Here is a 15,031-nt window from a genome sequence, read left to right as displayed (position 1 = left end):
GCCTCACGTATCTTTAAAGGCGCAGATCACCAGCCTCTGCGCCTTACGTCTCTAACAATAATTTTTTGTTATCTCCGTATAACAATTACTCAATATCCATTATCCCCCACCCCACCTAGACTGAACCTCCGCTAATCTGCCCCAATTATAGAGGTCATCGGCTTAGCGGCATTATATTAATAATAACGATACAGGTGACTCTATGAAGCCAGCCTCCAAAGCAGCGTTGCTATTGCTGCTGCCCCTCTTATCGCAATCCAAAATTGCCAACGCTAGCGCCACTGCGGATCCACTCTGCGTGGATACCATGGTGCAATCCCTTACCAACTGCGCTACTACGGCCACGGAAGCTTTAACGAGCTGTTACAGTTCAGGTAACACAAACTGTTCAACTGATAATAGCGCCATATCACAGGCTCTCGATAGCCTGCAGGCAAATGTCTTTTCTGCCTGCGCAAGTCAAACCGATATGTTTGGTTCAAGTAGCAACAGCCAGCTGAGTCGTAGCAAGGCAGTGAGTCAGCTGCAGTCCCAGTGCCGCACTACCGCACAAACACTCGCTGCTCGTACATTGGGAGGCCCACAGGCCAAGGCACTGAACAATGTGACATCGGACAACGAATCTGATTGTTTGCAAAGTGCAAACTTATTGGCGCAGGATTACGTAAACGCGGTTAGTGCAGCTCATCATCAATGCTTGAGTAATAGTGACTGCTCATCGATTGATTTCGACATTAATAACCTGACTGCCAATGTCAATAACCAACTCTCCACCGCCTGCCCCAGTAGCATGCTGGAAGATATCATCGGCCTGCCCAATCAGGTATTTTTGCAAAGAACGGCTAAATCAGCCGATTGCCATACAGCCCAGGCTTATCCGAATCAAAACCAGCTTACTCTTGCCTGTGGCCCCAGGGATTCAGTGTCTGCCACGCAAGTGTTTCAGGTAAACGGTGATTCAACAACGCAAGTATTTAATGTAGAAACACAGAACGGTAACCCTTCCAATACACGAGAACACATACCCCAGCGTGGTGAGTTTGTTGAAATCGAGCTGGATGCATCTGAATTTGGTGCACGCTGTGGTGATGGCAGTAACTACCGATTCTGGCTACAGCTAGCCCCTGCGGGAGAGCCATTGAACCGTGTTTATCTCTATACGCAGGGAGGTGGAGGTTGTGTAACCAACGACGAATGCAACAGCTTGCTTGCCAGCGATAGTCCCAAACTAAAAAATAATCGCCTCGATGCACTGGGTAGCAACCCGGACAGCGTTGCCTTCCATACGCCTAAGCAAAGTAATCCCTTCCGTACAGGCAGTAAAATCAGCCTGCCCTACTGTACCCAGGACGGTCATCTGGGTAATGGTGCAGAGCAGGTGTTTAGCGAAGGCAGTGTTTTCCGTAGCGGTGCTCGCAACGTCAGAGTCGCCCTGGATTATGCCCGTGATGTCATTTGGTCTGCCATGAATGCGGAAGGTAAAGCCTATTTACCCAATGACTTTCTGGTGTTATTCCACGGTACCTCTGCTGGCGGCGTCGGCGCATCCAACCATTACCACTATGTGCTGGACGAACTCAACTGGTCTAAAACCTCGGTTGCCAAAAACACCGGTTTAACCCTGGATAATCCACTGACAGATATCAGTACCAAGCTGTCACTGATGGAATCCTGGCAAGTTAAACAAACATGGCCCAGTTACTGTCAGGCAGATAATTGTACGCTGGGAGAAGTCATGGATACTGCTCACGCCGAACGTCTAGGTAGTGACCCACGTCAAACCTTTATGTGGATTAGTGATCAATGGGACGGTGTGCAATCGAGAGGCTTTGCCAATCAAGCAGCCTGGACCAATATTTTGCGGGAAACCTACTGTCGTATGAAAGATATTCCACATCTTGCTTTTTTCTTGCGTGTTAGTGAGGGCCATGTGGTACAGCCATCAGCCACATCGAAAGGCGTCAGTTTATCTGATTGGCTTGAGAATTATCTCTATACCGGCGTCGCCAATGACTTGGTGGAAGATCAAACACCGGCTATACCAGGACTTTACAACTTCCCCTGTACAGTGAACTAACTGGATAAAGCCTCGCATTCTGCGAGGCCTCTCTGGTACGCCAAACTAAAACTCAAATAGATAGTCTTTTTGCTGCTCTAACAGCTGTTGTTTAATTGCGTTTTCTAATGGCTCAACCAGGTACCGTGCTTTAGGTGCGAGATAAGGATAAATCTCGAGTTTGTTCATCTGCACATGTTGATATATTTTCTGATCAAAATGCAGGCGTGTTAACACATCCCGAGTTGTAATACTGATTCCCAAAAAATAGTCCACCCTACCCGCAGCTAACATCTTTATACCAACCTCTGCATCAACTACAGCGATGGGGTCAAGGTTAGGGTATTGATTAACAAACTCCGTGGCAGTAATACCGCCACGCACATAGGCAATTCTCTTGCCGTCTGGCAAATCGGAGAGTGAAGGAATCCCCGGCGTAGCATCACGAGAGAGCAATACCTGTGACAAAGTACCAATGGCCACGGGGACTCGAACCAATTCAGGGAAGACGGCATAAGGTGGACTAAAACGTCTGCCGCAAGACCCCTCTAATTGGCCCTTTTTAAGCTCGGCTAATTCCCTCGTACGCGGTAGAGATAACATAGAAAAACGGTAGCCCAGCTTTGTAAACACCTTGCGATAGAAGCTTTCTGCCTGCTCATAATATTGATTATTCGCAGAAACAGAACAACCAAAAACAATGATGGGGCGACCACCCATAGTTTCGTTTAATTCAGGGGAAGCCGCCAGGCACATACTGAATAACAATAGCCATGGAGTAAGGGCAAGCGCCATCATGCTTCTGTAAAAAGAAGCCCTGTAAAAATGGCGAGAAAGAAAGGGAAGATCCATTCCCTCAAACTAGTCGATTCCCTCCAGTTTAGCAATGGCTATACCTCTCTCACCGGCCACTACATACAGTAAATAGAGTTTACCCTCGTCTTCAAATATATAAGGGTCGCGCAATTGATTCACCTCACCATAAGCCACACTACGCAGGGAAGGCTCCAGCGGTTTATCTGCCCCCTCCCAGCTACGCTCTGGCCTTAACAGCTCCTGCGGTTGTGTAGCTGTCCATTGTTGCCAGGGTTTACTGATATCAATTTTACTTAACAGTATTCGCTCAGGTGCATGTCCAACTTGTGTCCAGAATACATAAAGCGTTTTGCCTCGCTTTAACAATCCAGCATGACGCATATCTTTATTGAACAATAACGGGCCTTTTTCAAACTGGCTGAAGCCATCACGGGATCGATAGAACTGCCCCGGCATCGTCAAGGCGTAGGTATAACCTTCATATTCAAAAGCGCGCAAATAGGTATTACCCAGATCTTCCGTCTGCGGGGAAAAGCTTAAGCCATCCTGTGATATCGCAACCCGAGTTACCTGTTGGGCAAAGGCTTTCAAGCCATGAAAATACATAAGGATACGTTGGTTATCGTTATCGACGTGTACATCAGGTGAAGCAATATGCGGAACGGTTAGGTCCTTAACAATATCATGGGGAAAGTCATCACTATTGATACCCATCAGCTGCATTTTAAGTTTCACTTGCAGTCGCTGCATTGCAGATACAGATAACTCTCGTTGCGGAAAATCTGTTTGCTTTATGTGCAGCGTCCCGGGCTCATAAATCTGCCAAGGGCCGGTTAACTGATCGGCATAGGCCAATCGAATATAGGCCCCTTTGTGATCGGCAAAGTAGAGATAGTATTTCCCCAAAGGGTCTCTCACCCACTCCGGCACCCGAATTAATGACGGCCCCTGAATATTGTGGCCAAGGCTTTTGGATAATGCCGGATAAATGATTGGCGCATCGAGTAAGCGCTGCACCTGGATGTTTTTCCCAGCTGCGACATCTGGACTAGTAGCAGACACCATAGGTATCAAGCCGAAAGATAATACAACCACGCTAATGCGTTGTAATAACCGAGGAAAAGGCACCAACAATCCTCCTTCTTAGTACCCATTAGTGTAATACAAAAAGGGCCCGGCTTACGCCGGGCCAACAAGAGAGCTTGAGAAAGAATAAGCTCGGAGAGTCAACACAATCAGTCAAAGCTGTAGCTGCCACGGATACCGATAGTGCGTGGATCGCCCTGAACACAACGAATCAACGTTGTGCCATTAATCTGGGTACCAAATGCACCCCCATTGGGTTGATCGTACATACCAACGCAGTACTCTTCATCAGCCAGGTTCTCAACATAAGCGCTGACTGACCAAACACCATCTTCAGATTCCAACCCGGCGCGCAGGTTCACCAGTGAATAGGCATCCTGAATGGTTTGCGGGTTATTGTTGGTGGTTGCCCCCACATCAGCATCATCCGTCCACATCACTTCGCCGCGAAGAAACCACTCCATGCCCGTATCACCCAAGGCTTGGGTCCACTGCGAGGTAAGATTGATCTGATGCTCAGGTGAGTAACGGTTAGCGGTACCCGATAAATCCTGAGTACCTGCAACACCCGGTAATGGCGAGCCATTGTCGAAAGACAGGAACTCAGAATCCAGATAGGCGTAACCCAGAGATACAAACAGTTCCTGCATGGGGCTGTACTGCACATCCAGCTCAATGCCCTGTTGGCGTAACTCACCGGCATTAGCAATCACAAAGGTTAAATCCTGGAAAGAACGATCCTGGAAGTTTTCAATATCAGTTCGAAAGGCTGTCACGTTGGCCACCAAGCTGCCATCCAGCAAGGTAGTTTTTAAACCCAGCTCATAGTTGGTCACTTCTTCCGAATCAAATACCCGCTGCGATTCGGTTAAGCCACCCCCACCGGTCATCAGGGAATTTAATCCACCGGATTTGTATCCGGTCGAAGCCGTAGCGAAACCCATAATATCCGGGGTAAAGAAGTAACGGGCGTTCAGCATCCAGTTAACCTGGCTGTCATCAAACTTGAGTTGTTTGTCTTCCGCCGAACCTATTAAGCCGCCGGTCACGAGGTTATTCGGTGTTACCAGTAAGGAGCCGTCTTTTTTATCATCGGTATAACGTAAACCGGTAATCACATCAAAACGGTCGGTAATGTGGAAAGTGCCCTGGAAAAATACTGCCAGGGATTCCGCATCCTGGTTAAACAATGCCGGGTTAGCATTATATTGATCACCGGCAGCACACACCGCGGCAGAGGCACCGGTTAACGGACAGAAATCTGCCCCCAAATGAACCGTTTGATCAATTTCATAATCTTCCTGGAAGTAATACAAACCTGCCACATAATCGAATACATCCCCGGTAGGAGAAATCAGCTGAATTTCCTGTGATACAGAATCACTGGCGAAGTGGGTATCACGGGTCATATCATCCATCGGCAAACGGAATAGAGAATACTCAATGGTGTCATTCTGCCAATCGCGGTAGGAGGTGATGGAACGTAGCGTGTGACCGTCTAAAACATCATCCCAAGTTACATCCAAAGTTGCCCCCCACTGGCGATCCGTCATGCTGTCGTTATGAGCCTGGTTAATCGTGTGATCAAGGCCGGACACATCCGGGGCGATGCCTAAAAAGTTCAGCGTTGCCAAATTGGCCGTCGTTGCACTTTCCGGCAGTACTTCGTTTATTGCGCCCTCACCTTGCAGCTCTTGGTAATCCAGGCGCAGTAAAATACTTAAGTCTTCGGTTGGCTCATACAGGAAGGAAGGTTTGATGCTCTCGGCCGAATTACCGCCCACATCCTTATCCCCATCATAGAGATTTTCGCCATAGCCACCTTTATCGGTGTAATTGGCTACCACTCTGGCCGCTAGAGATTCATTAATACCGGCATTGGCAATAATGGTTGTATCGTAGCCGTCATAGTCATCCATACCTGCGTCTATTTTCAGGCTTAGGGTATCCATCTCTGGCTTGTTAGTGCGAATATTCAATGCGCCCATTGCAGCATTACGACCAAACAACGTGCCCTGAGGACCACGCAACACTTCAGCCACTTCAATATCTTTCAGGTTGCCCATAATCGCGCCTGGACGCGGGATATAAGCCCCGTCCACATACACTGCAACGCTGGGATCCATGGCGTTGTTACCTACAGTACCTACACCACGAATCATAATGCGCTGGTTTACCGCCATGGTGGATTTGGTTACCGAAAGATTAGGGGCAATATTGCCCAGCCCTTGCAGATCCTCAACGCCTGATTTCTCCATAAAGTCACCACTAAAGGCCGACACGGAAATAGGCACATCCTGAATACTTTCGGCACGTTTGGTTGCCGTCACCACAATCTCTTCGATAGCAAAAGCATCGGCGCCTGCCTGACCCGCTGCCGCCAGGGATACGGCGAACGCCAAAGGTCTGATAGCTGTAAGCTGCATATACACTCTCCTCAAAGACACGTCTTACTCAAAAGACACATCGTTATTGTTATGGGCTCATAATTGAGTCCAGGAGATGTTACCCAGTGCATTTGATGATTAATAATGAGTAATATACAGTTATAGATAATTTAAATTTATCACCAATTCATCAAATTAGGCCTAGCCATGCCTGAAAGCCCCTCTATGATCAGCGTTAAACACCTGCGCCACCTTAATGCCATTATCCAGCACGGCACCATTCACGGCGCTGCCGAGGCCCTGCATATCACCCAGCCAGCCCTTACCCGTAGCCTGCATACCCTGGAGTCCTCGCTGGATATTCAGCTGTTTGAACGGGCCAAAACCGGCATGACTCCCACTGCCTTCTGCCTGCAAATTGCTGAGAATTGCCAGCGGATTTTGCTGGATATTGATGACCTGCAACGGGCCGCCGGTATCTACCGCAATCTCGAGGGCGGCGAATTACACCTGGCGGTAGGCCGTGCAATTAAGGAGGTTGTGGTGAGGGAAGCCCTGCCAGACTTTATTGAGCAACACCCGAGTATTGCTACCAATATCAGTGAAGGCATGCCCGATGAGCTAATCTATCGCCTTAAGCAGCGTGAAGTGGATATGCTGATTGCCGGTTTAGGTAGCTACCGGGATATTGAAGGTATCAGTACCCAGCCCTTAAAGACTGTAAAACTCTCGCTATTGGTCAAAACTGATCATCCCCTGGCCGCCAAGAAAACCATCGAACTCCCGGACCTGGCAAATTACCCGCTGGTAGCCCCTACGGTACTAACGCCGTCCAATCCGCTGTTTGAGACACTGATGAGTCTCAACACCAACAATCAACCCATCCCATCGGTTATGTGTAATGACTATACCGCGTTAAAACATATCGTTTTACGTAGCGAGTCCTGGATGATTGCGACGGAATATCACTTTACCGATGAGATAGCACAAGGCGAGCTGCATCAGCTCGATATTCAACTCCCGGCGCTGAACATCGACATGGGGGTTATTGAATTAAAAGGCCGACCTAGATCCCCAGCAGCGCAAGCCTTTATCAGTATCCTGGAAGACAACCTGGACTAGAATGCCGCAGCCATAGGCAGTTTGTCGTAAATTATCGATTCTCTCCCTTCCGGGTTGTCTAGTATTAGACCTGAGAGGAGAGAAACTATGCGTTTTAAAATAATTATTACTGTCTGCCTGCTTGGACTACTAGGCTGTAGCCTCGATAACAGAGATCAAATTACCGTTTATACGGCAAAAACTATTGTCACCCTCGATCAGGACAGCCGTGAAGTACAAGCCATTGCCATTCAAAACGATCGCATTATTGCCATCGGCGATCTGGATTCCGTGAAAGCCAACCTGGGCGATAAGCCATTTGTTCAGGATGATCAATTCGCCAATAAGGTGCTGATTCCCGGGCTGATCAACCAACACGAACACCCTGCGCTGGCCGCATTAACCATGGCTACCCATATTATCGCTATCGAGGACTGGGAGATCGGTGATCGTTTTTATCCTCGTGCCATTGATGCCGATGACTACCAGCAAAAACTCAAAGCCCTGGTAGCCAAACACGGTGAAGACGATGAGATGTTTTACTCTTGGGGTTACCACCGTCTGTGGCACGGAGAACTGTCTCGCGCTGACCTGGATCGTATTAGCGCCACTGTCCCTATGATGGTTTGGCAACGCTCTGGACACGAATTTATTTTTAACAGTAAAGCGCTGGAATTTCTCGACATCAATCAAACCATGGTTGACGGCTTTAGCGATTCAGCCAAAGCACAAACCGACTATGCGCGCGGCCATTTTTGGGAGCAAGGGGCCATGATGTTACTGCCTGTATTGTTTAAAGATATGGCCTCCCCCTTTCGCTATATTGCCTCGCTTAAGGATGTTCGCGATTACTGGCATGCAGCTGGCAGCACTCATGTCGTCGAACCCGGTGGCTTAACCCACGCCTATCTACAAAAAATGCACAACTTTGTTTTTGCCTCCGACGATAATCCCTACCATATGGACTATATTCCCGACGGTAAATCCATGGCCTACGAACATATCGATGGCGATATGCTTGGTGAAACGGAAAAGGTATTGGAGTGGGGAGATGGTATGAGTCGCTTTTACCCCAAAAAGATCAAACTCTTTGCCGATGGCGCCATCTTTAGCCAACTGATGCAAATGAAAGACGGCTATCTGGATGGACATCACGGCGAATGGATTATGAATCCGGACTTGCTGGAAAAAGCTTTCGCGGCCTATTGGGATGATGGCTACCAAATTCATGTCCACCAAAATGGCGATGCAGGTTTAGATTTGGTACTCGATATTGTCGAAGCCAACCTGAAACGTAATCCCCGTGAAGACCATCGTACCGTGATTGTTCACTTTGGTTTTTCCACCAAAGAACAGGTTCAGCGAATCAAGGAACTGGGCATTATTGTCAGTGCCAACCCCTACTATACGGTTGCCTTGGCTGACACCTACAGCGAAGTGGGCATTGGCCCGGAGCGCGCACAGGAGATGGTACGCCTGGGCGATTTGGCAAGAGCTGGTGTGTCCTTTTCACTACACGCCGATATGCCCATGGCCCCGGGCAAACCACTGTTTCTGGTATGGAGTGCGGTAAATCGCAGTACCTTAAATAACAATATTGCTGGTCCTGAGCAACGTATCACGCCTGTACAGGCGCTGCGAGCCGTGACCATCGAAGCCGCTTATTCCATGCAATTGGAACAGGACTTCGGCTCACTGGAAGTGGGGAAATTTGCCAATATCACCGTGTTGGATGATAACCCCCTCACCGTTGATCCGATGACTATTAAAGATATTGGAATTTGGGGCACTATTCACGAAGGCCGGGTGTTACCTGCGCCCTATTAACGCTTTTCCCTAGTTAACAGTTCTCCTGTCTCAATTGCCTCAGGCTTTGCAGCTGGTATGATGTCCGCTTTCCAGCATGCATTTTCTGAGGCAAAGTTTGGCTAAGGCTACTATTCACGATGTTGCCGCCCTGGCTGGGGTGTCGATTAAAACCGTTTCCCGTGTGGTCAATAATGAACCCCGGGTTCGCGAGTCGACCATCGAAAAAGTCCAGCAAGCCATTCAACAACTCGGCTACCGCCCATCGACCTCAGCCCGCAGCCTAGCCGGTAACCGTTCTTACCTGCTTGCCCTGCTCTACGATAATCCCAATGCCCATTATGTGATTGATGTGCAATACGGCGCATTGGAAGCCTGCCAAACCAATCACTACGAATTAATTATTCGGCCCTGTCGTTACCAGGATAAATCAACGCTGCAGGATATAGAAAGCCTGGTCAGTAATGCCAAGGTTGACGGATTTATTCTCACACCGCCGCTGTCTGATACGCCGGCAATTACCAAGGCCCTGACAAAACTGGAAGCTCCCTTTGTCTGTATTTCATCACAGCCACAGGAAACACTATCCCCCAGTGTGGGGTGCGATGATTTTAAAGCCAGTTATGAGATGACTGAAACCTTGATCCAGCACGGACACCAACGGATAGGTTTTATTATTGGTCACCCGGATCATTCCACCAGCGCAGCTCGTCTTGCGGGGTTTGAAAAAGCCTTGGCGGATCACAAGATTACGCAGAAAAAAAACCTGCTTATTCAGGGATACAATGATGCGGAGTCAGGACAGAAAGCCGCTGAAAAACTTCTGGCATTGAAACAACCACCATCGGCCATCTTTGCCAGTAATGATGATATGGCTGCAGGCGCCTTGCAGGTAGCTCAGCAACATAAAATCCAAGTGCCCGAGCAACTGAGTATTGCGGGCTTTGACGATTCGCCCATCAGCCAATTGACCTGGCCGCCAATAACCACGATACAGCAACCTACCCGAGCCATGGGCAGCAAAGCGGTAGAGCTGTTATTGGATCAACTGCGCGAGCCTCAACAACAGCATCCTCACACCACGCTGCCTTACACACTCTTGGCGAGAGAATCTCTCACCAAGATTTCAGACACCTAAGCTCAAACTAGGCTCTGCAGCCTTTTACGCCGTAGAAGGCAATATACAGGTAACAGGCTATGGGCATGACGTAGGCCAGCTGTACACCTATATTATCCGCCAGCACACCTTGTAACAGCGGAATCAGTGCACCACCCACAATCGCCAAACATAAAATGCCCGCCCCCTGACTGGTATGAATACCCAGGCGATGAATGGCCAAACTGAAAATCGTTGGGAACATAATCGAGTTACACAGGCCAACCGCCAGTAACGCCCACATCGCAGTATATCCATCACTCAATACCGCAATTGCCAGTAACACACAGGCGCAAACCGAGTTAAAAGCCAATACACTGCCGGCGGCAATTTTCTGCATTACCGCTGCGCCAATAAAGCGACCCACCATGGCGCCACCCCAGTAGTAGGTAATATATTTAGCCGCCTCGGCCTCTGGCAGACCGGTGATATTGTCCTCACCAATAAAGTTCACCAGAAAGCTGCCAATGGCTACTTCTGCACCGACATAAACAAAAATCGCAATCGCACCCAACACCAAATGTGGGAATGCCCAGGCAGAAGGTTGCTGGTTGGCATCAACCGTCTGCTTTTCTGCGCCCTCATCGGCATGAGTCACCGCAGGCAATTTCAGCAGACTGAAAATCACAGCCAGAGTAACCAGAGCACCGGCCAAAATCAGGTAAGGTACTTTAACGGAGTCTGCTCCATGACTGGCATCGGCCATCATTTCGGCACCGCCTTCGGCGCCTGCCAAAATCAGAATTGCGCCGAAGGTTGGCGCTACCGTGGTCCCCAGGGCATTAAAGCCTTGAGTCAGTGTTAAACGGCTTGAGGCAGTTTCCGGTTTACCCAGTACGGCAACATAGGGGTTAGCGGAGACCTGCAAAACGGTAATGCCCGACGCCAGAATAAACAGCGCCGATAGAAATACCGGATAGGACTGCAAACTGGCCGCAGGAAAAAATACCAAACAACCGGTAGCCGCAATCAATAACCCAGAAACTATGCCCTGCTTGTACCCAATACGCTTTACCAAAGCACCGGCGGGCAGAGATACCAGAAAATAAGCCCCAAAGAAGCAGAACTGAATCAGCATGGCTTCGGTGTAACTCAGGGAAAACACCGCTTTCAGATGCGGAATCAAAATATCATTCAGGCAGGTAATAAACCCCCACATAAAAAACAGCGAGGTCAGTGCCGTCAGTGTAAACCGGTGGTCCTGTCCTGTTGCCGCGTTGGGTTGCATTAGCGACTCCCCACTCATCATCCCCGCCATAATCTCTACCTCATCAGCTCTATCATAGTCGTTATTGTTTATTTCTATGCTTTTAGACACATCCATTAAGCCGCTAAACGCAGCTCTAGCAGGCCTATTCATGGACTCTGAAAGCGATTTTGGGTAAAGTATAACCACAAAATGACAGCGCTGTCATTCCTTTAACGTTACGGAGCTCACCAGGTGTCTAACAATAACTATCCCTACATCGTCGCCGACATCGGCGGTACTAATGCCCGCTTTGGCCTGGTCACCTGCTACGATGCCGATAAACAGCTATTCACCATTGAGCAACAAACCACCTTTCCCACGGCGGATTACCCCAACTTTGACGCTGTACTTGCCGCCTATATCGAGCAAATAAACACACAGGTCTCGCAAGCGTGTATCGCTGTCGCTGGCCCCGTCAGTGGCGATGAATTCAAGATGACAAACCTGAGCTGGTCGTTTTCCCGCTCAGACATCAAAAAACGATTTAATCTCGAGCAGTTTGAAGTGATTAACGATTTTGCTGCCCAAGCCTGTGCCCTGCCTTATTTGCAGCCAGAGGATCTCATAGACATTAAATCTGGCGAGAGAGATGAATTCGGGACGCGAGGCATTATCGGCCCCGGTACCGGCTTAGGTGTTGGTAGCCTGACTTACCATAACGGCCAATGGGTGCCTGTCGCCGGTGAAGGAGGCCATGTGGCGTTTTGTCCGGTCACCGATATCGAGCTGAGTGTGCTTGCCCACTTGCAGTCACAACAGCCGTATATTTCTGCCGAAACCTTGCTGTGTGGTTCTGGCCTAAGTACTCTGCACAAAGCCCTGTCCGATATTAAGGAAGACAATAGCGTTGATTTAAGCCCGGCAGATATCACCGAAAGAGCCAAACAAGGCGATACGCTGTGCCTTTCTGTATTGAATATTTTCTTCCATCAGTTGGGTGTTATTGCTGGCAACCTGGCGCTAACCAACGGCACGACCGGCGGTATTTACCTGGCTGGCGGCATACTGCCACGTATACCTGAGCTGTTAAAACAAAGCGATTTTATTCACGGATTTGAAAATAAGGGCGCAATGGCGGATTATAACGGCCGGATTCCTGTGAGCCTGATCACCCACCCCTACCCGGCCCTGATTGGTTCGGCAGCGTGGTTGGCACAGGTTTCCAGAAAAGAATAAGTACATAAAAAAGGAAATACCCGTGAAGAAAAAACTCGCTATAGCCAGTGCTCTGCTGGTTGCAATCCTTGTTGGTCTTTACGGGTATTTTGTCCATAGCTACAGCCGGGTATCACCTCCGACGGCAGGCGTGATCAAACATCAATCTTTAACAGCTGAAGGTATTGAGAGACACTTTCAATACTATATTCCCAGCCAACACAAACCCGCCGCCTCCCTGTTATTCGCCCTGCACGGCTCCATGGGCGACGGTGATGGAATGCGTTGGCAGACCGGTTATGGCTTTGAATATATTGCCGAGCAGGACAATGTTATCGTTGTTTACCCGGATGGTTTTGATAATCACTGGAACGATTGTCGAGCCAGCGCCAGTTACAGCGCCAACACGCAAAATATCAACGACATTGCTTTTTTTAAGGGCATGATCGAGTACTTCACCAACACGTATCAAATTGACCCCCAAGCAGTATTTGCTACTGGCGCATCCAATGGCGGCCATATGACTTATAAGCTGGGGCTTACACTGCCAGACTCTTTCACGGCGATAGCACCGATTATTGCCAATATGCCAGAGGCGGCAAACCTGGATTGCGAACCACAAAACAAACCCATTTCCGTTGCCATTCTTAACGGCCTGCTAGACCCGATTAATCCCTTTGACGGCGGCAAGGTTGTTTTATTTGGTAACGATTCCCGCGGTACGGTGCTGTCTTCCAATGAAAGTATTCAGTATTGGTTGCAACTTGCTTCAGACATACCGCCGGCCCCAGCCATTTCTCTTCTCGGCAACAGTGCAAAACTGGAAAGCTGGCAGACCGATGGTTATCAATTCAAGCTGTTTCACCTCACCGATACAGGCCACGTTATTCCATCCAGCAAAGTACGCTTTGGTCGTTTGATGGGGCCTAACAACAGTGGTGTGGAGGCTGTTGATGAGATCTGGTCATTTTTCAAAAGTGTAAAACACACCCCGCCCCCCATTTAAAGCGCCGGGGCAGCGTTACGCTCTACTTTTCCTGCTTTAACAATTTCCGGTACTGGCGTGGGCTATAGCCCACCAAACGGGAAAACACGCGGGAGAAATACAAAGGATCTTCATAACCGACTTTGAGTGCGACCTCCTGCACCTGCTCATTGGTTTGCGCCAACAGCTGCGATGCATGCGCCATACGACGCTCCTCCCGCCAGGCCATAACAGAACAACCGCAGTGTTTTTTAAACAGTATCGACAGCTGGGTTTTTGACAGCCCCGCCACACTGGCAATTTCATCTATGGTTGAAGCTTGATGTAAGTGCTCCACCATAAACTGCATGGCTGCGGCAACACGGGAATCCACTGCAACCTCTTCCTGTTGACTTAATTGATCACAACAGCGAATTAAAATATTCTCAACATAGTTGAGCAGTAAAGGCTCCAAATAACGCCGCGGTCTTAAGGATTCATCGAAACCCGATTCGAACAGAGATTTGATGATCGCCAGAGGTTGCTCACCTAAATGTAATTTATAAATGCCAGAACCCACTTCCGGCCATTGCATCCATTCCGTTAAACGGTGATCGGGGAAAAAATAACTCCAGTAGTGATCCCATTGTTCACAGTCGGCGTGACGCTTATGCTCGTAAAAGGCATCCGGAGAGAGTAAAACAATATCACCCGGCGAAGAGATAAAATCCTGCCTCAGGCAATGATAATCACCATGACCCGAAACCGTTAACTCCATTGCCCAACCTTTTACACTGCCAGGTGAACGACGAATGGTCATATCGCTTGGACTGTCTTTTTTCACTCGGGTAACACCGACAATTACCCGGCCTTGCGAAAAGTCATCAACAAGATCGAAATAATTCGAGAACTCGACAAAAAACGTTATCGCTTCAGCATCGCTAACAGCGCCTTGCTGCTCAATTCGCCGTTGATAGCTCGCAAGCAACTCCCGCAGCTCCGGCGCTTGTATTAGCATTGACTCGATCAATGCCCTATCACCTAAATAAGCCGCTGCACGATGGGCAATATTGCCTGGATAGTCCCCGGCTAAAAATGTCGCCAGTGCCAATCGATCAGATTCCGAGGTCTCTTTCCCCGCCACAATGGCCAGCAACAGCTCGACATAGCCTGATGGCGCCAGAGCACCATTATCCATATAAAACCACCAATTAAGTAAATATTTGCACTCTAACTGAATGATAGTCCATATATT

11 protein-coding genes are annotated in these 15,031 nt (G+C 48.9%); 6 read left to right on the top strand and 5 right to left on the bottom strand.

Annotated features, from left to right (window positions below):
- Positions 1–202: 202 nt before the first annotated feature.
- On the top strand, positions 203–2,077 hold the full coding sequence (locus ACGHZ6_RS09830; RefSeq protein WP_390618670.1) for a hypothetical protein: 1,875 nt from the start codon (positions 203–205) through the stop codon (positions 2,075–2,077).
- Positions 2,078–2,122: 45 nt separating this feature from the next.
- Here the strand turns inward: ACGHZ6_RS09830 and ACGHZ6_RS09825 are convergent, their stop codons facing one another.
- From ACGHZ6_RS09825 to ACGHZ6_RS09815, 3 genes are all read right to left on the bottom strand, one after another.
- Positions 2,123–2,908, bottom strand: coding sequence for a substrate-binding periplasmic protein (locus ACGHZ6_RS09825; RefSeq protein WP_390618669.1), 786 nt, complete (start codon positions 2,906–2,908; stop codon positions 2,123–2,125).
- A gap of 9 nt (positions 2,909–2,917) precedes the next feature.
- Complete coding sequence (locus tag ACGHZ6_RS09820) at positions 2,918–4,000, bottom strand: hypothetical protein (RefSeq protein ID WP_390618668.1); 1,083 nt, start codon at positions 3,998–4,000, stop codon at positions 2,918–2,920.
- Between the two features lie 107 nt (positions 4,001–4,107).
- Positions 4,108–6,384: a TonB-dependent receptor gene (locus ACGHZ6_RS09815; RefSeq protein WP_390618667.1), complete on the bottom strand. Its 2,277-nt coding sequence runs from the start codon at positions 6,382–6,384 to the stop codon at positions 4,108–4,110.
- A 168-nt stretch (positions 6,385–6,552) separates the two neighbouring features.
- On the opposite strand from ACGHZ6_RS09815, the gene ACGHZ6_RS09810 reads away from it, so the two are divergent.
- From ACGHZ6_RS09810 to ACGHZ6_RS09800, 3 genes are all read left to right on the top strand, one after another.
- A complete protein-coding gene (locus tag ACGHZ6_RS09810; protein ID WP_390618666.1) occupies positions 6,553–7,467 on the top strand; it encodes a LysR family transcriptional regulator in 915 nt (304 codons plus the stop codon).
- 87 nt (positions 7,468–7,554) lie between these two features.
- Positions 7,555–9,273, top strand: a complete 1,719-nt coding sequence (locus tag ACGHZ6_RS09805) for an amidohydrolase (RefSeq protein WP_390618665.1) — start codon at positions 7,555–7,557, stop codon at positions 9,271–9,273.
- A 97-nt stretch (positions 9,274–9,370) separates the two neighbouring features.
- Positions 9,371–10,390, top strand: coding sequence for a LacI family DNA-binding transcriptional regulator (locus ACGHZ6_RS09800; protein WP_390618664.1), 1,020 nt, complete (start codon positions 9,371–9,373; stop codon positions 10,388–10,390).
- 7 nt (positions 10,391–10,397) lie between these two features.
- Here the strand turns inward: ACGHZ6_RS09800 and ACGHZ6_RS09795 are convergent, their stop codons facing one another.
- Positions 10,398–11,636 (bottom strand): sugar MFS transporter, encoded by a 1,239-nt coding sequence (locus tag ACGHZ6_RS09795; RefSeq protein WP_390618663.1) that lies wholly within the window; start codon positions 11,634–11,636, stop codon positions 10,398–10,400.
- Between the two features lie 213 nt (positions 11,637–11,849).
- Here ACGHZ6_RS09795 and glk point away from each other — a divergent pair, with 213 nt between their 5' ends.
- Together glk and ACGHZ6_RS09785 are read left to right on the top strand one after the other, a co-directional pair.
- Positions 11,850–12,833: a glucokinase gene (gene glk, locus ACGHZ6_RS09790; RefSeq protein WP_390618662.1), complete on the top strand. Its 984-nt coding sequence runs from the start codon at positions 11,850–11,852 to the stop codon at positions 12,831–12,833.
- A 22-nt stretch (positions 12,834–12,855) separates the two neighbouring features.
- Positions 12,856–13,818 carry an alpha/beta hydrolase family esterase gene (locus ACGHZ6_RS09785; RefSeq protein WP_390618661.1) on the top strand — a complete coding sequence of 321 codons (963 nt, stop codon included), beginning with the start codon at positions 12,856–12,858 and terminating at the stop codon, positions 13,816–13,818.
- A 22-nt stretch (positions 13,819–13,840) separates the two neighbouring features.
- On the opposite strand, the gene araC is transcribed toward ACGHZ6_RS09785, so the two are convergent.
- On the bottom strand, positions 13,841–14,974 hold the full coding sequence (gene araC / locus ACGHZ6_RS09780; protein WP_390618660.1) for an arabinose operon transcriptional regulator AraC: 1,134 nt from the start codon (positions 14,972–14,974) through the stop codon (positions 13,841–13,843).
- Positions 14,975–15,031: the final 57 nt, after the last annotated feature.

Source organism: Maricurvus nonylphenolicus (genome assembly GCF_042854845.1).
Taxonomy (GTDB): Bacteria; Pseudomonadota; Gammaproteobacteria; order Pseudomonadales; family Cellvibrionaceae; genus Maricurvus; species Maricurvus nonylphenolicus.
The sequence above is the reverse complement of the archived record's forward strand: the minus strand, read 5'-3'. Positions and strand labels throughout refer to the sequence as shown.

Bases quoted from the DNA above. Each gene is read 5' to 3' on its own strand.
- ACGHZ6_RS09810 (WP_390618666.1), top strand. From the start codon at position 6,553: ATGCCTGAAAGCCCCTCTATGATCAGCGTTAAACACCTGCGCCACCTT.
- ACGHZ6_RS09805 (WP_390618665.1), top strand. From the start codon at position 7,555: ATGCGTTTTAAAATAATTATTACTGTCTGCCTGCTTGGACTACTAGGC.
- ACGHZ6_RS09815 (WP_390618667.1), bottom strand. From the start codon at position 6,384: ATGCAGCTTACAGCTATCAGACCTTTGGCGTTCGCCGTATCCCTGGCG.
- ACGHZ6_RS09795 (WP_390618663.1), bottom strand. From the start codon at position 11,636: ATGCAACCCAACGCGGCAACAGGACAGGACCACCGGTTTACACTGACG.
- araC (WP_390618660.1), bottom strand. From the start codon at position 14,974: ATGGATAATGGTGCTCTGGCGCCATCAGGCTATGTCGAGCTGTTGCTG.
- ACGHZ6_RS09830 (WP_390618670.1), top strand. From the start codon at position 203: ATGAAGCCAGCCTCCAAAGCAGCGTTGCTATTGCTGCTGCCCCTCTTA.
- ACGHZ6_RS09825 (WP_390618669.1), bottom strand. From the start codon at position 2,908: ATGGATCTTCCCTTTCTTTCTCGCCATTTTTACAGGGCTTCTTTTTAC.